The sequence below is a fragment of the Lysobacter niastensis genome (genome assembly GCF_031457115.1).
Taxonomy (GTDB): Bacteria; Pseudomonadota; Gammaproteobacteria; order Xanthomonadales; family Xanthomonadaceae; genus Lysobacter_J; species Lysobacter_J niastensis_A.
Genome location: NZ_JAVDVY010000001.1, coordinates 151,053 through 168,520, shown reverse-complemented (window position 1 = coordinate 168,520; position 17,468 = coordinate 151,053). Strand labels below are relative to the sequence as shown.

18 protein-coding genes are annotated in these 17,468 nt (G+C 69.0%); 6 read left to right on the top strand and 12 right to left on the bottom strand.

Annotation, left to right across the window (positions count from 1 at the left end; translation table 11 throughout):
• The 4 genes from J2X06_RS00840 to J2X06_RS00825 all read right to left on the bottom strand — a co-directional run bounded on the left by J2X06_RS00840 (position 1) and on the right by J2X06_RS00825 (position 5,010).
• On the bottom strand, positions 1 to 432 hold the full coding sequence (locus J2X06_RS00840) for an aldehyde-activating protein (RefSeq protein WP_310057039.1): 432 nt from the start codon (positions 430 to 432) through the stop codon (positions 1 to 3).
• Positions 429 to 1,703 (bottom strand): sialidase family protein, encoded by a 1,275-nt coding sequence (locus J2X06_RS00835; RefSeq protein WP_310057037.1) that lies wholly within the window; start codon positions 1,701 to 1,703, stop codon positions 429 to 431. Before J2X06_RS00835 ends, J2X06_RS00840 begins: the two co-directional genes overlap by 4 nt.
• A 180-nt stretch (positions 1,704 to 1,883) precedes the next feature.
• Positions 1,884 to 3,773 carry a tRNA uridine-5-carboxymethylaminomethyl(34) synthesis enzyme MnmG gene (mnmG, locus tag J2X06_RS00830; protein WP_310057035.1) on the bottom strand — a complete coding sequence of 630 codons (1,890 nt, stop codon included), beginning with the start codon at positions 3,771 to 3,773 and terminating at the stop codon, positions 1,884 to 1,886.
• 637 nt (positions 3,774 to 4,410) lie between these two features.
• Complete coding sequence (locus J2X06_RS00825) at positions 4,411 to 5,010, bottom strand: hypothetical protein (RefSeq protein ID WP_310057033.1); 600 nt, start codon at positions 5,008 to 5,010, stop codon at positions 4,411 to 4,413.
• 199 nt (positions 5,011 to 5,209) lie between these two features.
• On the opposite strand from J2X06_RS00825, the gene J2X06_RS00820 reads away from it, so the two are divergent.
• From J2X06_RS00820 to J2X06_RS00805, 4 genes are all read left to right on the top strand, one after another.
• On the top strand, positions 5,210 to 6,139 hold the full coding sequence (locus J2X06_RS00820) for a DMT family transporter (RefSeq protein ID WP_310057030.1): 930 nt from the start codon (positions 5,210 to 5,212) through the stop codon (positions 6,137 to 6,139).
• Positions 6,140 to 6,155: 16 nt separating this feature from the next.
• Positions 6,156 to 7,127, top strand: coding sequence for a pyridoxal-phosphate dependent enzyme (locus tag J2X06_RS00815; protein ID WP_310061115.1), 972 nt, complete (start codon positions 6,156 to 6,158; stop codon positions 7,125 to 7,127).
• 81 nt (positions 7,128 to 7,208) lie between these two features.
• The gene (locus tag J2X06_RS00810; protein ID WP_310057028.1) at positions 7,209 to 7,634 is read left to right on the top strand and encodes a ketosteroid isomerase-related protein; all 426 of its coding nucleotides are present in this window, start codon (positions 7,209 to 7,211) and stop codon (positions 7,632 to 7,634) included.
• Positions 7,635 to 7,730: 96 nt separating this feature from the next.
• A complete protein-coding gene (locus J2X06_RS00805; RefSeq protein WP_310057026.1) occupies positions 7,731 to 9,242 on the top strand; it encodes an ArnT family glycosyltransferase in 1,512 nt (503 codons plus the stop codon).
• Positions 9,243 to 9,246: 4 nt separating this feature from the next.
• Here J2X06_RS00805 and J2X06_RS00800 read toward each other — a convergent pair whose 3' ends face one another.
• The 7 genes from J2X06_RS00800 to bioB form a co-directional block, all read right to left on the bottom strand.
• A complete protein-coding gene (locus J2X06_RS00800; protein WP_310057024.1) occupies positions 9,247 to 9,855 on the bottom strand; it encodes a hypothetical protein in 609 nt (202 codons plus the stop codon).
• A 67-nt stretch (positions 9,856 to 9,922) separates the two neighbouring features.
• Positions 9,923 to 10,915, bottom strand: coding sequence for a multidrug resistance efflux transporter family protein (locus J2X06_RS00795; protein ID WP_310057021.1), 993 nt, complete (start codon positions 10,913 to 10,915; stop codon positions 9,923 to 9,925).
• On the bottom strand, positions 10,912 to 11,817 hold the full coding sequence (gene bioC / locus J2X06_RS00790) for a malonyl-ACP O-methyltransferase BioC (RefSeq protein WP_310057017.1): 906 nt from the start codon (positions 11,815 to 11,817) through the stop codon (positions 10,912 to 10,914). Before bioC ends, J2X06_RS00795 begins: the two co-directional genes overlap by 4 nt.
• The gene (gene bioH, locus J2X06_RS00785) at positions 11,814 to 12,614 is read right to left on the bottom strand and encodes a pimeloyl-ACP methyl ester esterase BioH (RefSeq protein ID WP_310057016.1); all 801 of its coding nucleotides are present in this window, start codon (positions 12,612 to 12,614) and stop codon (positions 11,814 to 11,816) included. Before bioH ends, bioC begins: the two co-directional genes overlap by 4 nt.
• A gap of 21 nt (positions 12,615 to 12,635) precedes the next feature.
• Positions 12,636 to 13,040, bottom strand: coding sequence for an ACT domain-containing protein (locus J2X06_RS00780; RefSeq protein ID WP_310057013.1), 405 nt, complete (start codon positions 13,038 to 13,040; stop codon positions 12,636 to 12,638).
• Positions 13,037 to 14,308, bottom strand: a complete 1,272-nt coding sequence (bioF, locus tag J2X06_RS00775) for an 8-amino-7-oxononanoate synthase (RefSeq protein ID WP_310057010.1) — start codon at positions 14,306 to 14,308, stop codon at positions 13,037 to 13,039. Before bioF ends, J2X06_RS00780 begins: the two co-directional genes overlap by 4 nt.
• A 3-nt stretch (positions 14,309 to 14,311) precedes the next feature.
• A complete protein-coding gene (gene bioB / locus J2X06_RS00770) occupies positions 14,312 to 15,385 on the bottom strand; it encodes a biotin synthase BioB (protein ID WP_430539470.1) in 1,074 nt (357 codons plus the stop codon).
• A 49-nt stretch (positions 15,386 to 15,434) separates the two neighbouring features.
• On the opposite strand from bioB, the gene J2X06_RS00765 reads away from it, so the two are divergent.
• Positions 15,435 to 16,187, top strand: a complete 753-nt coding sequence (locus J2X06_RS00765; protein ID WP_310057007.1) for a ComF family protein — start codon at positions 15,435 to 15,437, stop codon at positions 16,185 to 16,187.
• Positions 16,188 to 16,214: 27 nt separating this feature from the next.
• Here the strand turns inward: J2X06_RS00765 and J2X06_RS00760 are convergent, their stop codons facing one another.
• Positions 16,215 to 16,724 (bottom strand): Rid family hydrolase, encoded by a 510-nt coding sequence (locus tag J2X06_RS00760; RefSeq protein ID WP_310057004.1) that lies wholly within the window; start codon positions 16,722 to 16,724, stop codon positions 16,215 to 16,217.
• A gap of 179 nt (positions 16,725 to 16,903) precedes the next feature.
• On the opposite strand from J2X06_RS00760, the gene J2X06_RS00755 reads away from it, so the two are divergent.
• Positions 16,904 to 17,455 carry an HdeD family acid-resistance protein gene (locus J2X06_RS00755; protein ID WP_310057001.1) on the top strand — a complete coding sequence of 184 codons (552 nt, stop codon included), beginning with the start codon at positions 16,904 to 16,906 and terminating at the stop codon, positions 17,453 to 17,455.
• Positions 17,456 to 17,468: the final 13 nt, after the last annotated feature.

Below are 17,468 nucleotides of genomic sequence, written 5' to 3'. Positions count from 1 at the left end.
TCAGCCGGTGGTTTCGACGCACACCTCGGCGAACCACAGTTGCCGCCAGCGCTCGCGTTTGGCTTCTGGCGACAGATGTTGCGGCGATGCCGGCTGCTCCGGCGCGAACTGTGCGCCGGGGAAGACGTGGGCATTGACCGCGGCATACAGGCGCCCGTCCATCTCGCAGGCGACCATCATCAGCGTGCCGCAATGCGCGCAGGCGATGAAATCGGCCTGGCCGGATCCCTGTCGGCAGTGCAGCGCATCGGCATCATCGCGCTGCACCAGACGCAGCACGCCGTTCGAATCGGACAACCAGGCCGCGTCGCGCTCGCGGCAGAAGCTGCAATCGCAGGCCCGGGGCGTATAGGCGGACGCGGGCCGGTCAAGCGTCGCTTCGATCGCAAGCGCCGCGCATCGGCAGCCACCGCGCAGCACGACGGCGCTCATGGCGCGGCCCCGAAGCGCGCTCCGGCCAGACGCGGCTTGCCATCCACCACGTCCGTCCAGACCACGTAGGCACCGTCGTTACCGAGCGCGAGCTGGGCGACGCCGGTGGCGCGTCCGCGACCTTGCAGCTTCGCGACTTCGCCGCGTTGCCATTCGCGTGACAGGTCGGAAGCGAAGCGCGCGAACTGCAGCGACTGCACGCCAGCGTCTTCCCGCGTCCACAACACCCAGGCCTCGTCGGAATCGAGGGCGACGTCAACGCGGCCCTGCACGTGCGCGCCCTGGTCGAGCATCAACGGCTCCGCGAACGTGTCGCCCGCATCGGCGCTGCGCGCCAGCCGCAGCGTGGGCTGATCTCCAGCGACGGTGTACCACCCCACCACGGTGTTGCCGGCCACCGCGGCCACGGCCGGACCGTTGACCGGGCAGGCCGGCATCTTCCACTGGTCGGCGTGCACAACGTGCGGGGACGTCCACGCCGCGCCGTCGAAGCGGGTCACGGCGATGTCGCGGATTTCATCGGGCGTGCGATCGCGGTAGACCAGCAGCGGACCGCGCGTGGTGAGCGCGGCGTCGGTCTGGCAGCAGTCGCAGGTCATGGTGTCGAGTTCGCGTTCGTCGGCACGCCCCAGGCCGGCGTCGAACGTCGCTGCGCGCAGGGTCATGGCGCCATGGTCTTCGTGGCCCTCATGACCACCTTCGCCGCCGCCGGTGCGGCGTCCATCGAGCCAGGCGATGCCGATGCGGTCGCGCGCGGCCGGCCACATCGACACGAATCCGTGTTCGGTCGGCGTACCGTCATCGTTGACCAATACCGGCGTCGACCAGGTGACGCCTCCGTCACCCGATCTCACCATCGCCACGTCGTAGGCGTATTTCGCCTTCGCCGACTTCTTCAGCCAATGCGCCCACAGCGCGCCGTCGGCGGTCACCGCCAGGTGCGGCGTGTCCGCCCAATTGACGAACCAGTCGTCGCCGCGCGCGATCGGCTGCACCTCGCCCCAGGCGCCGTCGGCGTAGCGCGCGAACTTCAACGCGTGTCCATCGCCTTGCGCCTCGATCCATGACAACAGCAGCGACCCGTCGGACGCCCGCACCAGATCGGGCTGCGCCGCCGCGGTCGTGACCGGGAGTATCCATTCGGTGAGTTGGACGGGACGTGCCGGGACCGTAGAGGTGGTCGTGGCGGCCGCTGGCGGGGTGCGATCACACGCGGCGATGGCCAGCGTAGAAAGCAGGAGGATGGGGGTCAGGGTCGGGATCAGGCGCATGCGACGAGCGTAACGCCTGCTTGCGACCGCCGCATCCGGCGAAAGTTTGCCGTGCCCAGGCGGCGCGGCTTCGACGCGCGCGCGTCAGGTACACCAGAGGCAGCGGGATCGCGGCCAGGTCATGCCGCGCCGCCGAATGAACCGACGATAGGGATAGAGCGCGCCGCAGCGCGCGAGGAACTAGGCCACCCGGCTTCGACGTGCGCGGGTCAGATGCACCAGCAGCAGCGAGATCGCCGCCGGGGTCATGCCCGGAATCCGCTGCGCCTGGCCCACGGTCTGCGGGCGCACGCGCTCGAGCTTCTGCTGCACCTCGGCCGACAGGCCACGCACGGCGGCGTAGTCGAAATCGTCCGCGATCGCGGTGTTCTCGTGGCGCTGCTGGCGCGCGATCTCCTCGCGCTGGCGATCCAGGTAACCGGCGTACTTCACGCCGATCTCGATCTGCTCGGCCACCAGCGCGTCGTCGACGGCCGGACCGATCGAAGCCACCTGCATCAGTTTTGCGTAGTCCAGTTCAGGACGCTTGAGCAGGTCCAGCGCGCTGGTCTCACGGCTGATCTCGATGCCGAGCGAGGCCATCGCCTCGCGGCCCAGCGCATTGCCCGGCGCCGCCCAGATAGCGCCCAGGCGCGAGCTTTCACGGGCGATCGCCTCGCGCTTGGCCTCGAAGCGGGCGAAGCGGGCGTCGTCGACCAGCCCCAGCTCGCGGCCGACCGGAGTCAGGCGCAGGTCGGCGTTGTCCTCGCGCAACTGCAGCCGGTACTCGGCGCGGCTGGTGAACATGCGGTACGGCTCGGTCGTGCCGTGGGTAATCAGGTCGTCGACCAGCACGCCCAGGTAGGCCTCGTCGCGGCGCGGGCTCCAGCCTTCGACTCCACGTACCGTGCGGGCGGCGTTGACGCCGGCGAGCAGGCCCTGTGCGGCGGCTTCCTCGTAGCCCGTGGTGCCGTTGATCTGGCCGGCGAAGAACAGGCCTTCGACCGCCTTGGTCTCCAGCGTGGTCTTCAGCCCGCGCGGGTCGAAGAAGTCGTACTCGATCGCGTAGCCCGGGCGCGTGATGTGCGCCTGCTCGAAGCCGCGGATGCTGCGCACCAGCTCCAGCTGCACGTCGAACGGCAGCGAGGTGGAGATGCCGTTGGGGTAGATCTCGGCGACGCCCAGTCCCTCGGGCTCGACGAAGATCTGATGGCTGGCCTTCTCGGCGAAGCGCACCACCTTGTCCTCGATGGACGGGCAATAGCGCGGGCCGATGCCCTCGATCTGGCCGGTGTACAGCGGCGAGCGGTCAAGCGCGCCACGGATGATCTCGTGAGTGCGCTCGCTGGTGTGGGTGATCCAGCACGAAACCTGGCGCGGATGATCGGCGTGGCTGCCCATGAACGACATCACCGGGCGCGGGTCGTCGCCTGGCTGCTCTTCCATCACCGAATAGTCCAGCGTGCGTCCGTCGATGCGCGGCGGCGTGCCGGTCTTGAGACGGTCTACTACGAACGGGCCTTCGCGCAGGCGCGCGGCCAGCGCCACCGCGGGGGGGTCGCCCGCGCGGCCGGCGGCGTAGGTGGTCTGTCCGACGTGGACCTTGCCGGCCAGGAAGGTGCCGGCGGTCAGGACGACGGCAGGCGCGCTGAAGTGCAGGCCAGTCTGGGTGACCACGCCGGTGACGCGGCCACTGTCGAAGACGATGTCGTCGACCGCCGCCTGGAACAGGGTCAGGCCCGGCTGGTTTTCGACGGCGCGGCGGATGAAGGCGCGATACAGCGCGCGGTCGGCCTGGCAGCGCGTGGCGCGCACGGCCGGGCCCTTGCTGGCGTTGAGCCGGCGCCACTGGATACCGGCGGCATCGGCCGCCCGTGCCATGACGCCGCCGAGGGCATCGATCTCCTTGACCAGATGACCCTTGCCGATGCCTCCGATGGCCGGGTTGCAGCTCATCGCGCCGACCGTCTCCACCGAGTGCGTCAGTAGAAGCGTGCGCGCGCCGGCCCGTGCCGAAGCCAGGGCGGCCTCGGTGCCGGCGTGGCCACCACCGACCACGATGACGTCGTATTGATAGAAGTTCTCGGTCATTGGGCGCACCGGTAGCGGCTGGTCTGGGAAGTCGGGCCTGCAATCGCGGGCTTGCCTGCGCCGCCGCGCGCTCCTGCGTGCGTGGCGCTTACTGATGGGACGAATTGCGGCGGAATTCTACGGCAATGGCTTGTTGGGGATGGTCCGCAGACTGGACCGCGCCTGACTGACGGGGCTGCGCCGGGAATGAACCCGGCTATACCGCTTACCGCCGATTACTGATTTTTCGCCGTTCGTCAGGGCGCGCGGCGATTACGGCCGCAATTGGCATGGTTCCTGCGTCATAGTCATCAGCACCCAGCGGGGCAGGCGCCAAGCGCCGGCCGGTATTGGAACAGGGGCTGGCCAAGCGCCCGCAGGGGAAGCCAAGGGCCGAATGTCGGGGGACATTCGGCCCTTTTTTATTGCCCGATTTCTGGTTTTGGCCGAGATGCGCCCGGGGCAGCCCAGGCTTGCGACGCTGTGCGCGTCAGTCGCCGGAATGGGCGCCGACGCCCGACGAGGACGGAACAGGGGGGATCCGTGTTACCTCGTCGGGCGCCGACATGGAGGCGTTTGCCGTATGTGTCGCAATGCGACGCATTAGGTCAGTAGTCGTAGCTTGCTGTCACTTCGTGTGCAACGCAAGCGACCTGCGTCACGGCTCCTGCCGCTCGGCCGACTCGCTGCGCCGCCGTGGGGCGGCCGAAGGGGAGCTGGCGCGACGCATCATCTGACCTGTCGGCGATCCATCCCGGCGCGGTTCGGATGCCGACCGCGGCGGCATCACCGTGGGCGACTGGATCGTGCCGCGTTGCGTCTCCAGCGACGGGGCGGTCGTCTGGCCCGGGATCCGACCCAGATCGCGCCAGGGCGCCCTGCCCGACCGGTAGGACGAGCCCGGATTGGGATCGGGGTGCATCCCGCCGTCATCGGGGCGCGAGTGATGGTGTCGATACGGGTAGTACGGCCGGTAGGGGTAATAGCCGTACGGATAACCATAGCCGTAGCGGGGATAGGCATACGGGTAGCCGTAGCGGTAATAGCCATTCGGGTAGTAGCCGCCGTAATAGCCGCCGTAGCCGTAACCCCCATAGCCGCCGTAGCCGCCGTAGCCGCCGTAGTAGCTGTAGTCGACATAAGGCCGGCCGTAGTAATAGTCGCCGGCGCCATGCCCACCGCGGTAGGCATAGTCGCCATAGACGCAGCCTCCCAGCAGGCTCGCGGCGAGGACAGGTAGCAGCAATGCACGTTTCATTGGACGGACCCCCCAGGGCAATGCCCAGCTTCAGGCCGACGGATTGAACTAGTGCTTAATCCGCCCGGGCCCTTTCGCAAGCGCGAAGCCTGACAGATTCATCTCGTCGTCCGCCGCCCGTTCGTCATGCCACTCATCCCGTCATTGAGCAAGCCGGGGCGCGATGTCAGCATGACCGCCCCTGCACGCGGAACCTCCCATGACCCTGCACCGCGCGTCCGGCCAATGGCGCCTGGGCCTGACGCTGACGCTGTTGACCGCGGCCTGCTGGGCGACGCTGCCGATCGCGCTGAAGATCGTGCTGGAAGTGCTCGACCCGATGACGCTGACCTGGTTCCGCTTCGTCGTGGCCGCCGTCATCACCGGCGCATGGCTCGGTTACCGGGGCGCACTCGGTGGCTATCGCGGGCTGGGCCGGCGCGGCGGGACGATGCTGGCGGTCGCGGCACTGATGCTGGTGGGCAACTACGTCTTCTACCTGCTGGGGGTGCAGCACACCACGCCGGCCAACGCGCAACTGCTGATCCAGCTCGCGCCGCTGCTGATGGCGCTGGGCGGCATCTGGGTGTTCGGTGAGCACTTCCGGGCCGCGCAATGGCTGGGTCTGGCCATGCTGGCGGCCGGAATGGGGCTGTTCTTCGCCGACCAGCTGGCCGCCGCCGCGCAGGCGCCGGGCTATGTCCTCGGCTCGGCCCTGGTCGTCATTGGCGCGATCGTCTGGGCGGTGTATGCGCTGCTGCAGAAGCAATTGCTGATGCGCCTGGGTTCGATGCAGGTGCTGCTGGCCATCTATGTCGTGGCCAGCGTCGTGTTGCTGCCGTTCGCGCAGCCATCCACGCTGCTGCGGCTGGATGCCATGCATTGGGCATTGCTGGGCTATTGCGCGCTGAATACGGTCGGTGCCTACGGTGCCTTCGCCGAGGCGCTGGCGCACTGGGAGGCTTCGCGGGTATCGGCGGTGCTCGCCACCACGCCATTGCTGTGCATTGCCGCTGCCAGCGCCGTGCACGCCCTGTGGCCGCAATGGCTGGCGCCGGAACGGATCACGCCGCTGGGCTGGCTGGGCGCCGCCCTGGTGGTGGCCGGGTCCGCGGCGGTGAGCCTGCTCAACCGGCGGGCCGCGCGTTAGCATCGGGGCCATGAACCTGATGAGCTCCGTCCTCCCCGATTTCGACGCCGTGCTCGCCGCGGCCGCGCGCATCGCGCCCCATGCCCATGTCACGCCGGTGCTGCGCTCGCACACGCTCGACGCATTGGCCGGCTGCGAACTCCACTTCAAGGCCGAGCAATTGCAGCGTGCCGGCGCGTTCAAGTTCCGCGGCGCGTGCAACGCGGTGTGGTCGCTGTCGGACGAGGACGCAGCGCGCGGCGTGGTCACCCACTCCTCCGGCAACCATGGCGCGGCCCTGGCGCTGGCGGCTCGCACCCGCGGCATCGCCTGCCACGTGGTCGTGCCGGAAGGCGCGGTCGCCGCCAAACTGGCGGCCATCGAGGCCTATGGCGCCACCCTGCATCACTGCGCGCCGACCATCGCCGCACGCGAGGCCGCCTGCGCCCACGTGCAGCAGGAGACCGGCGCGGAACTCGTCCATCCCTACACCGATGCACGAGTGATTGCCGGCCAGGGCACGGCCGCGCTCGAGTTGCTCTCGGTGGCGCCGTTCGATGCGCTGGTGGTGCCGGTGGGCGGCGGCGGGCTGGCCGCCGGTACGGCGATCACGTCCTCGGCGGTTTCGCCATCCACGCGGGTGTACCTGGCCGAGCCGAGCGGCGCGGCGGAGACCGCCGCGTCCCTGCAACGCGGCGAGCGTGTCACCGAGTTCGTCCCGGACACCGTTTGCGACGGCCTGCGCGGCACACTGGGCGCGCCGAATTTCGCCCTGCTCCGGCAGCATCGCACCGAGGCGCTGGTGGTCGACGATGGCGCCACCATCGCCGCCATGCGCCTGCTGTGGCAGCGGACCAAGCAACTGGTCGAGCCGTCCTCCGCGGTCGCGCTGGCGGCGGTGCTGGGCCATCGCGAGCGTTTCGCCGGCCTGCGTGTCGGCATCGTGTTGTCCGGCGGCAATGTCGATCTGGATGCGTTGCCGGAGTTGTTTGCCCGCGCCAGGGGTTGAGGCGCGATCGTCGTCGACAGCCCGGACTGGCCGGGCAGGTATCATCTGCGTTCCGCGCCTCCGGCTGGTCCGCACTCCACGATGAAGATCGACGGTACCCGCAGCAACGACCGCGCCACCGAAGTGGTGCTGGCCTATTACGCCGCCTTCAACCGCGGCGACTGGGCAGGCATGCTTGCCCTGCTCGACGAGCAGGTGGTGCATGACCTCAACCAGGGGCCGCGCGAGGTCGGTCGCGAAGCCTTCGCCGCGTTCCTGGGTCGCATGGCGGCCAGTTATCGCGAACAGTTGCGCGACATCGTCGTGATGGCTTCGCCCGACGGGCATCGCGCCGCCGCCGAGTACGTGGTGCAGGGCGAATACCTCGCCAGCGACGCGGGACTGCCGCCGGCCCGAGGCCAGAAGTACGTGCTGCCAGGCGGTGCGTTTTTCACGATCCGCAACGGCCGCATCCAGCGCGTGACCAATTACTACAACCTGGAAGAGTGGATCTCGCAGGTCGGTTGATCGGCGGCCGGCCGATCGCGATCCCTGCCGGCGTCTCGTAATTGGAAGAACGACGATTTACTGCTGCATCCCGCGTCCCCTCGGCTGCGAGACCTTATGCCGCGCGTCCTGCGTTCTCCCACATTCTGGTTGACCGTCGCGGCCCTGGTGCTGGCGTTTGGCTTCCTGGGCACCCGCAGCATCTGGGATCCCGACGAGGGTCGCTATACCAACGTCGCGCTCAACATGCTCGACAGTGGCGACTGGCTCAATCCTCGTCGCAACGAGGAGGTCGGACACTGGACCAAGCCGCCGCTGACCTATTGGGCCATCGCTTCGAGCGTGGCCGTGTTCGGCGCCAATCCCTGGGCTGCGCGCCTGCCCATGGCGTTGTCGTACCTGCTTTGCATCTGGCTGACCTGGCGCATTGCCCGGCGTCTTTCCCCTGGCAGCGAACAGACCGCCGCGGTGATCTACGCGACGATGCTGCTCACCGCCGGCGCGTCCCAGATGATCACCACCGACTACCTGCTGGCGGCGGCGGTGACGCTGGCGATGTGGGCTTTCGTCGAAGCCAGGTTTGGCCCCGGCCGGCATCCCGGGCGGTGGATCGCATTGATGTGGGCAGGCATGGCCCTGGCGTTCGTCACCAAGGGTCCCGCCGGGTTGCTGCCCCTGCTGGTGGTGTTGGCCTTCGATTTCCTGATGCCCGATCGTCACACGCGCCGGGTGCTGCAATGGTCGGGCCTGGCACTGTTCACGGTGCTGGCGCTGCCTTGGTACGTGGCGGTCACCCGCGGTAACCCCGGCCTGTTCCGCTACTTCGTCGGCGATGAAGTGATCGGTCGCATCACCACCAACGAATTCGGCCGCCACGGCGAGTGGTACGGCTGGTTGGAGATCTATGTCCCGACCCTGCTGATAGGGACACTGCCCTGGACGCCTACGCTGTGGCGCTGGGCCCGCGGGCTGCCGGCGATGGTGAAGCCATGGTGGGGCAGTCCGCAGCGCCGCGGACAGGACGCCGCCTGGCTTCTGCTGGTTTTGTGGCTGGTGTTGCCGCTGCTGCTGTTCTGCCTGGCGCGTTCGCGCATGCCGCTGTACCTGCTGCCGCTGTTCGCGTCCATCGCCGTGATCGGGGCGCTGCAGCGCCAGCGCGAAGGCCGTGGATTGCCCGGCTGGCGCACGCTGCTGGCCTGGGTCGTGCTGCTGCTGGCGCTGAAGGCCGCGGCGGCATGGTGGCCGACCCATAAGAACGCCGCCGACTGGGCCGAAGCGATTCGCGCGCGCTCACCTGGGCCGGTCAAGGAAGTGGTGTTCGTCGAGGACATGGCCCGCTACGGCCTGCACCTGCATCTTGGCACCGGGACGCAGATCGAGAAGATCTCGCTGGAGCCGAGGCCGCCGGCGCCCTTCAACCCGGAATTCGACGAGCCGCTTGCCGTCGAACTGGGCGAGCACGAGCCCGGCGTGGTCTGGATCTGCAAGCAGGATTTCTGGCCCCTCTTGCACGCCCGCATCGACGCCAGCGGCTATCGCGCGACGCAGCTCGGCGCGCCCTACCAGAAGCGCGTGATGTTCCGGGTGGACCACATCGATCAACCTGGCGTCGACCAACCAGTGCGCTGACGTGTCAGCGCGGCGCCCCGGACGCGAGCACCAGGCGATCGAGTCCCTCGGCCAGCATCAGCCGGGTCACCGCGGCACGCTCGCCCACTGGCTGTGCCTGCAACGCATCCAGCAGCAGTCCGATCGAGCGGCAACGCGCCGGATGATCGTTGCCATTGAGGCCCGCGACGAAACCATCGTCCAGCAGTGCGGCGCGCACGCCGGCAGCCTTGAGGGCCTGGCGCGCGGCGGCGGCATCGTAGGGCTGCGGCGGATTCTGCGCGGCGGCGACAACGAACTGCGTCACCGCATCGGCCAAACGCACGCGGCTTTCCTCGCCCAGCTGCGAGGTCAGCGCGTTCAATCCGTCGAGGCCACGGTCGGCCTGGGGATCGAACAGCGCGCACAACGCCTGCGATTCTTCGGGTCGTTTGGCCGTGGCATGCAGTGCCTGGAACAAGCCGTCGACGGTCGCGTCGGGCGCGCGCGACAGCAGGTCCTGGCCGGAGGAAACCAGTACGGCCGGGTCGAAACCCCATTGCTCGAGCACCGAGTCCTGGGCGAAGGCGGGTGCGCTTGCGAGCAGAGCCGTCGCAAGCAGCGCGGGACGCATGAAACCTGGGGATTTCCTCATGGGAGATCGCTTGTGCCGATGATGCGACCGACTCTAAACGCCGCCGCCTGAATATTCGCGACCACGGCTATGCGCCGCGATCGCTGCGCAGCTGCTGCGTCGCGCGACGATCGCCGGCGGCCGAGCGCGCCGCCACCAGGCTGAAGATGACGATCCCCACGACCACCAGCAGCGCACCGCCCAGCGCCCTGCCCTGCGGCCACTCCTCGCCCAGCCACAGTACGCCGATCACGGTCGCGAACAGGATCTCGGCCGCCTGCATGGCTTCGGCCGCGGCCAGCGCAGTCGGGTCGTTGCGGACCATGCCGGTGGCCTGGAAGAACAGAATGGTGGCGATCACGCCCGCGCCGAGCGCGACGCCGACCGCGAACGTCACCTGCCCCAGTGGCGGCCCGCCCGTCTGCGTGAAGGCATAGACGGCGACGGCCCACCACAGCGGCTGGCTCGCCAACGTCATGCCGAACACGCGCTGGGTCGCGTTGAGCTCGATGCCCGCGCGCTCCAGGTGCAACAACAAACCCCGATTGCCGAGCGGATAGGCGAAGGCCGACACGGTGACCAATGCGAGCGCGATCCATGCATCGTCGTCGAGCTTGCCGCCGCGGTGTCCGAACTGCAGCAGCAGGACGCCGGCGATCACCACCAAGGCGCTCAACACGGCCGGCAAGGGGATGCGCGCGCGATGGTCGCGATAGAGGAACGGCGCGCACAGCATGCCGGCGATGACCGTGAGCTGGAACGTGCCGGCAACCAGCCACGACGGCCCACTCGACGCGGCATAGCTCAGGCACAGGTAGAACAGCACGAAGCCGATGCCGCTCCACAGCAGCCACGGCCCCGGATGCGCGCGGATCGCGCGCCACACCGGCGCCGCGCCGCCCTGCCACGGCATCACCGGCAACATCAGCGGCAGCGTGATCAGGTAGCGCAGCGTCGCGGTCCATGCCCAGTAACCGCCCTCGATCGAGGCGGCGCGGTTGAGCACGTAGGTGCAGGTGAAGAAGAACGCCGACGCCAGTGCGATGGCGACCGCGGTCAGCGCCAGGCGGCGGGGATTCATGGACGCTTCCTGATCGGAATCCTGCTCACCGGCACCTGCACCTCGTCGACGCCGCCGACGCGGATCGGCGTACCCGGCTGCGGCCCCCAGGCGTGGGCGTAGATCACTTCCCAGGTTGCCGGCAGGCGTCCGTCGCGACGCCACGATTCATAGGCCTGCCCCGCCCGCGCGAAGCGCGCGCGACCGGTCAGGCTGCGGCGACGGTCTATCATCGCATTGGTCGCGCCAAGCGTGCGCAGTTCGCGCATCAGCTCGCCCAGGTCGGCATGACCGAACACGAACTCGTCGCGGTCGAGCACCGGATTCTTGAAGCCCGCCGCGATCAGCGCGTCGCCGAACTGCGCGATCGAAGCGAACGCACTCACGTGCGGCACGTTGTCGGCCTGCGCGAACGCGCCGCGCAGCTCGTGCAGCGTATCGGGACCGAACGTGGACACCAGCAACAGGCCGTCAGGCTTGAGCACGCGCCGAAAACCGGCGAACACCGACGGCAGGTCCTCGACCCATTGCAGGCACAGGTTCGAGAACAGCACGTCGACGCTCGCATCGCGCAGCGGCAAAGCACGTGCGTCGGCGCAGACCGGATCGGGGCGGCGAGTGAAGGGTCGCCAGCCGCCGAAGTTGTGGCGTGCCTCGTACAGCATCGGCAGCGCCAGGTCGAGCGCGATCACCTGCGCCTTGGGCCAGCGTTTCTGCATCGCCACCGTCGCGTGCGCTGGACCGCAGCCCACATCGAGCACGACCTGCGGCGGGGCACGGTTGAGGGCGGGATCGTCGAGGTAGTCGAGTTGCTCCATCAACCGCGCGGCGACTTCGCGCTGCAGCGCGGCGGCGTTGTCGTAGCCGTGCGCGGCGCGCGAGAACGCGCGGCGGACCTGGCGGTGGTCGAACAGGTCGGTCATGCCGATACCTGCGATGCCGTGTGCAACGACTGCATGAACCCATCGATCTCGTCGGCAACCTGCGCCGTCGCGCCGAGGAACGGCGCGTGTCCTGCACTGCCGATCACGACGCTGCGCGCATCGGGCGCCAGGGCCGCCGCCGCCGGCATCGCGCCGGCCGGCACCAGACGGTCGCGGCGACCGGAAATCCACAGGCTCGGCACGCGCAGGTGCGGCAACTCGGCGCGCACGTCGAGCCTGTCGAGCAGCACCAGGCCTTCCTGCAGCGCGCGCTGCGCCGGTTCGCCCCGTTCGAAGCAATGGCTTTTCAGGCAGCGCAGGTCTTCCTGCGCCGAGGTCGAACCCAATGCTTCCAGCGCGAGGAATCCGTCCAGGGTCCCGCGGAAATCGCGCGCCAGCGCATCGCCGAAATCGCGGAACAGCTGTGGCGAGACGCCATGCGGCCAGCTGTCGCCATCGGTGCCCTCGCCGGCGACGAAGCGCGGCGACGAGGCGATCATGATCAGCCCGCGCACGCGGTCCGGGTAATCCAGCACGGCACGCAGCGCGAACTGCCCGCCCAGCGACCAGCCCAGCCACACTGCGTCTGGCACGCGTTGTACCAGTTCCGGCGCGAGCGCCTTCGGATCGAGCGGGCGCGCATCCTCGCGCGCATGCCCGTGACCGGGCAGGTCGACCAGATGCAGCGTGTAGCGATCGGCGAGGCGATCGACCAGCGGCGCGAACAGGCCGCCGTGCATGGCCCAGCCGTGGATCAGCGCGATCGCGGGACCTTGCCCGCGTGTTTCGATGTGCATGGAGGATACAGCCTTGAAACTTTACGTGGGGGATACAGCCGCCAGGCGTTCCAGTGCCGCCATGGCGTCGTCGCGGCGGTCGGCCGCGACCAGCAGATGATCGTGATGCAGGCCGGCCAGCACGTTGCAGGGAATTCCGCGTTCGGCCAACACGCCCGACACGGCCGCGGTCAATCCGACCGCGTCCAGTGCCGAGTGCACGTCCAGCGTCAGCCAGGCGGCAATGAAGTCATAGCCAAGTGCGCGGGCGTCGGCCTGCGCGCGCGGCAGCACGTACGTGACGCCCTCGGCCTCGCGGATGCTGGCTTCGGCGATGGCGGCCAATGCGGCATCGCCCGTCGCCGAGCCGACGAATACGAACTCACCGTCGCGTGCTGACACGCGCAGCGCGGCCAGCAGCCGCGCCAGATCGCGCTCTGCGTTCATCGTGCTCGCGCGGATTTGCGGCTATCGGCGGCGGCGATGTTGTTCACCAGCGCATCGGTCATGGCCGTGTCCATCGCCGCCGGCAGGCCCAGTTCGGTGCGATCGCGCGCCTTGGCCAACACCTCGACCAGGCCATCGACATCGCCGATGCCGTGCAGCGCCGACAACGTCACGCGCAGCCGTGCCTTGCCCTCCGGTACGGTCGGCGGGCGGATCGCGGCGACCCAGTAGCCGGCCTGTTCCAATGCCTGCGCCATTGCCAGCGCGCGCGCATCGTCGCCACACAGCACCGGCTGGATCGGCGTGGCCGACTCCATCAGCTCCAGGCCGTGCTTCTGGGCACGCTCGCGGAAGCGCGCGGTGAGGTCGCGCAGCTTGTCGCGACGCCAGTGCTCGGTGCGCGCCAGGCGCACCGCGGCCAGCGTGGCGGCAGCCTGCGCCGGCGGCAGCGCCGTCGTGTAGATGTAGGGTCGCGCGGTTTCGGCGAGGTGTCCGATGACGTCCTCATCGCCCAGCACCGCCGCGCCATAGCCGCCCAGCGCCTTGCCGAGCGTGGCCAGCTGCAACGGCACTTCGGCGACGCCCAGGCGCGCGGCGGCGACGCTGCCGCGGCCGTCCGGGCCCAGCACACCGACGCCGTGCGCGTCGTCGACATACAGCAATGCTTTCTGCAGGCGCGCGACCAGCGCCAGCTCGCGCAGCGGCGCGACGTCGCCGTCCATGCTGAAGACGGCGTCGGTGACCAGCATCGCCATGCCGTCGGGCACGCTGCGCAACTGCCGTATCGCGCCTTCCGGATCGCCGTGCGGATAGCGGCGCAGGCGGCAGCCGGCCAGGCGCGCGGCGTCGATCAGGCTGGCGTGGTTGAGTCGGTCCTGCACGCATACCGATTCGTCGTCGAGCAGCGCCTGCACCACCGCGAGGTTGGCCAGGTAACCGCTGCCGAACAACAGCGCGCGCGGCGCGCCGATCCACTCCGCCAGTTCGCGCTCCAGTGCTTCATGCATGGCGTGGTGGCCGCACACCAGGTGTGAGGCGACACCGCCGGCACCCTCGCGGGAGGCCGTGTCCTGCAGCGCGTCGATCACGGCGAAGTGTTGCGACAGGCCGAGGTAATCGTTGCCGCAGAAGTTCAGCAGGTTCTTGCTGTCGACCAGGACGCGCGCGCCGTCGCGATGCGTGACCGTGCGGCGCACGCGCGTGCGCTGCGCGGCGACGCGCTGGGCGCGTGCCGCTTCGATCCGCTCACGCCAGCTCGCGCGCGCCATGGCTCAGGCCGCGCAGGCCGGGTGACAGGAACCGGCGCCTGCGGCGTCCACAGGCGTTTCGACGATATCGGCGTGCACGGTGCTCCCCTGTTCGACCAGTGCCATGGGCTTGAGGCCAAGTCGTGCAAACAATGCCATGTCCCGCTCGGTGTCAGGGTTGCCGGTCGTCAGCAATTTCTCGCCGTAGAAGATGGAATTGGCGCCGGCGAGGAAGCACAGAGCCTGCAATTCGTCGCTCATCGTTTCGCGACCAGCGGACAATCGCACCATGGAGCGCGGCATCAGGATGCGGGCAACTGCGATGGAGCGCACAAATTCGAACGGATCGAGCTGTTCGGTGCCGGCGAGCGGCGTGCCCTCGACCTGCACCAGGCGGTTGATCGGCACCGAGTCCGGATGCGCCGGCAGGTTGGCCAGCGTCTGCAGCAGGCCGGCCCGCTGGTCACGCGACTCGCCCATGCCGACGATGCCGCCGCAGCAAGTCTTCATGCCGACGTCGCGCACGTGCGACAGCGTGTCCAGGCGGTCCTGCATCTCGCGCGTGTGGATGACCTGGTTGTAGAACTCCGGCGCGGTGTCGAGGTTGTGGTTGTAGTAGTCCAGGCCGGCTTCCCGCAGCGCCTTGGCCTGATCGCCCGACAGCATGCCCAGCGTCGCGCAGGTCTCCAGGCCCAGCGCCTTCACCTCCGAGATCATCGCGGCCACCTTCGGGATGTCGCGGTCCTTCGGCGAGCGCCACGCCGCGCCCATGCAAAAGCGCGAGGCGCCGGCGGCCTTGGCCTGGCGGGCCTTTTCGACCACGGCCTGCGTGCTCATCAGCTTGGTCGCTTCCACGCCCGTGTGATAACGCGCGGCCTGCGGGCAGTAGCCGCAGTCCTCGGGGCAACCGCCGGTCTTCACCGACAGCAGCGTGCTGACCTGGACCTCGGCCGGGTCGAACGTGGCGCGATGCACGGTGCCCGCGCGGTGCAGCAGTTCCGGGAACGGCAGGTCGAACAGGGCGCGCACTTCGCTGCGCGACCAATCGTGGCGCGGAATGCTCGACGGCAGGGAGGCGGTTTGGCTGACGGCTGTCATGGGGGATTTCCGACGGAAGCGGCAAGGCAGGTCCGGCAGTCTGGAAAGCATGTCCGCGACTGTCAACCAAACCGGGGTCGCTTCGGTTTACAACCTGCTGAACCGGCTGGGGCGGGCACTCTGGCCACCCCGCTGCCTGCTTTGTGAATCCGCGGGCTCGCATGGCCTAGACCTGTGCGACATCTGCCTCGCCGCGCTGCCTTACAACCGTCGTGCCTGCCTGCGTTGCGCGATGCCGATGGCCGCAGTGGACGATTTGAACGGACAACCCTTTGAACCGGTCTGCGGCCGGTGCCTGCGCCGCCCTCCCCCGCAGGCCCAGGCACGCGCCGCCTTCGTCTACGGGTTCCCGCTCGACCGACTGTTGCCGCGCGCCAAGTTCCATGGCGATCTGGCTAGTACGCGGCTGCTTGCGGCGTTGATGGCTGGCGCTTTGGCCGACGCCGAACGTCCGCAGGCGCTGGTGCCCGTCCCGCTGCACATCGGCCGGCTGCGCGAGCGCGGCTACGACCAGGCCCTGGAGCTGGTGCGCCCCCTCGCCCATCGGCTCGGCCTGCCCTTGCGCGATGACCTGTTGCGACGGACTCGCGCCACCGCCGCCCAGTCGAGGCTGGATGCCGGCCAACGCCGGCGAAACCTGCGCGGCGCTTTCACGGTGCCCGGACATCACGAACTGCCCGCGCACGTTGTCCTGGTCGACGACGTCATGACGACGGGCGCCACTGCCCACGCCGCCGTGTCGGCCCTGCTGCGTGCCGGCGTGGCGCGCGTGGACGTGTGGGTCTGTGCGCGGGTGCCCTGACTTCAGGGCGTTTGGCGCCCGCTGTTGTCAGGGCTTGGGCTTCGGCGGCTCAGCGATGTCGGCCTTGGCGCGCGCACCCGAGCCGATGATCGCTTCGGCGCGGATCTCCATCGGCGCCCCCTTCGAGAACAGCGCGGTGGTGCCGACCGCGGTCCAGGCCGGGTAATGGTCCTTGAAGAACTCGCGATGGACCTTCAGCACCGGCTCGACGCGGCGGCGGAAATCGTCGTGGTCGGTGGCGACATGGAAGCTCTGCAACTCCACCACGTCGGCCATCGTCGCACCGGCGGCCTTCAGGTGCGCCTCCATCTGCTGGAACGCCCAGCGGATCTTGGCTTCGTCGGTATCGCCCTCGAGTGCCGGGATGCCGGACACGATGACGCGATCGCCTATGCGCAACACCGGCGTGTAGTGCAGGTCGTGGTAGGAGCCCTCCCAGCCAGCCGGCGCCAGGTGTTCGCGGGCGGGCGCCTGCTGCGCGTTGGCGGATAGGGAACCCAGGGCAACGCAGACGGCGAGCAGCACGGAAGGGCGCATGGCGGACTCTGGGCATCGGGGCGAACGCGGATTGGAACCCGGACGGACCCGGCGCACCTGCGCCAAAAGTCATCGGCTGCCGGGTTGCGCCCCGCGTTCGCTCAGGCTTAACGGGGCTCGCCCCACGCTCCCTTCACCACCGGCAGTGGCCGATGGAGCTCCAGCAAGGGACTCCCCTTATGAATACCAATGTGGTGTCGGCTCTGAGTCGCGGCGCGTGGGTGCTGATCGTGTTCGGGATCATCGCCGTGCTGTTCGGCCTGGTCGCGATCGCCTGGCCTGGGCGGACCGCGGTGGCGCTGGCGTGGGCGTTTGGCGTGATGGCGCTGGCCGAAGGCGTGACCAGCCTGATCGCGCTGTTCCGCAAGGACGTGCCCATCTCCAAGGGTTGGGTCGCGCTGTACGCGGTAGCCTCGATCGCGTTCGGCTGCCTGGCGGTGCTCAATCCGCTCGCCGTCGCCGGTGTCATGCTGATGTTCCTGGCGGCGTGGCTGATCGTCGCGGGGATCTTCCGCATCATCTTCGCCATCCGCGTGCGCAAGCAGGTTGCAAACGAATGGTTGCTGGGGTTGAGCGGCGCGCTGGCGATCGTGCTCGGCGTGATGTTGATCGCCTACCCCGGCGCCGGCCTGGTCACGATGGCGCTGTGGATCGGCGTCGCCGCAATGATCTATGGCGTGCTGCAGATCCTTACCGGCTGGCGCATGCGCAAAGTCACGCAGCGGTTCTGATGGCCGCTCGCGG

What these genes read in the sequence shown, in the direction of transcription:
- J2X06_RS00835 (WP_310057037.1), bottom strand. Translation starts at nt 1,703, where the DNA reads ATGCGCCTGATCCCGACCCTGACCCCCATCCTCCTGCTTTCTACGCTG.
- J2X06_RS00755 (WP_310057001.1), top strand. Translation starts at nt 16,904, where the DNA reads ATGAATACCAATGTGGTGTCGGCTCTGAGTCGCGGCGCGTGGGTGCTG.
- J2X06_RS00810 (WP_310057028.1), top strand. Translation starts at nt 7,209, where the DNA reads ATGAAGATCGACGGTACCCGCAGCAACGACCGCGCCACCGAAGTGGTG.
- J2X06_RS00765 (WP_310057007.1), top strand. Translation starts at nt 15,435, where the DNA reads ATGTCCGCGACTGTCAACCAAACCGGGGTCGCTTCGGTTTACAACCTG.
- bioC (WP_310057017.1), bottom strand. Translation starts at nt 11,817, where the DNA reads ATGACCGACCTGTTCGACCACCGCCAGGTCCGCCGCGCGTTCTCGCGC.
- J2X06_RS00795 (WP_310057021.1), bottom strand. Translation starts at nt 10,915, where the DNA reads ATGAATCCCCGCCGCCTGGCGCTGACCGCGGTCGCCATCGCACTGGCG.
- bioH (WP_310057016.1), bottom strand. Translation starts at nt 12,614, where the DNA reads ATGCACATCGAAACACGCGGGCAAGGTCCCGCGATCGCGCTGATCCAC.
- J2X06_RS00805 (WP_310057026.1), top strand. Translation starts at nt 7,731, where the DNA reads ATGCCGCGCGTCCTGCGTTCTCCCACATTCTGGTTGACCGTCGCGGCC.
- bioB (WP_430539470.1), bottom strand. Translation starts at nt 15,385, where the DNA reads ATGACAGCCGTCAGCCAAACCGCCTCCCTGCCGTCGAGCATTCCGCGC.
- mnmG (WP_310057035.1), bottom strand. Translation starts at nt 3,773, where the DNA reads ATGACCGAGAACTTCTATCAATACGACGTCATCGTGGTCGGTGGTGGC.
- J2X06_RS00760 (WP_310057004.1), bottom strand. Translation starts at nt 16,724, where the DNA reads ATGCGCCCTTCCGTGCTGCTCGCCGTCTGCGTTGCCCTGGGTTCCCTA.
- J2X06_RS00840 (WP_310057039.1), bottom strand. Translation starts at nt 432, where the DNA reads ATGAGCGCCGTCGTGCTGCGCGGTGGCTGCCGATGCGCGGCGCTTGCG.
- J2X06_RS00820 (WP_310057030.1), top strand. Translation starts at nt 5,210, where the DNA reads ATGACCCTGCACCGCGCGTCCGGCCAATGGCGCCTGGGCCTGACGCTG.
- J2X06_RS00800 (WP_310057024.1), bottom strand. Translation starts at nt 9,855, where the DNA reads ATGAGGAAATCCCCAGGTTTCATGCGTCCCGCGCTGCTTGCGACGGCT.
- J2X06_RS00825 (WP_310057033.1), bottom strand. Translation starts at nt 5,010, where the DNA reads ATGAAACGTGCATTGCTGCTACCTGTCCTCGCCGCGAGCCTGCTGGGA.
- J2X06_RS00780 (WP_310057013.1), bottom strand. Translation starts at nt 13,040, where the DNA reads ATGAACGCAGAGCGCGATCTGGCGCGGCTGCTGGCCGCGCTGCGCGTG.
- bioF (WP_310057010.1), bottom strand. Translation starts at nt 14,308, where the DNA reads ATGGCGCGCGCGAGCTGGCGTGAGCGGATCGAAGCGGCACGCGCCCAG.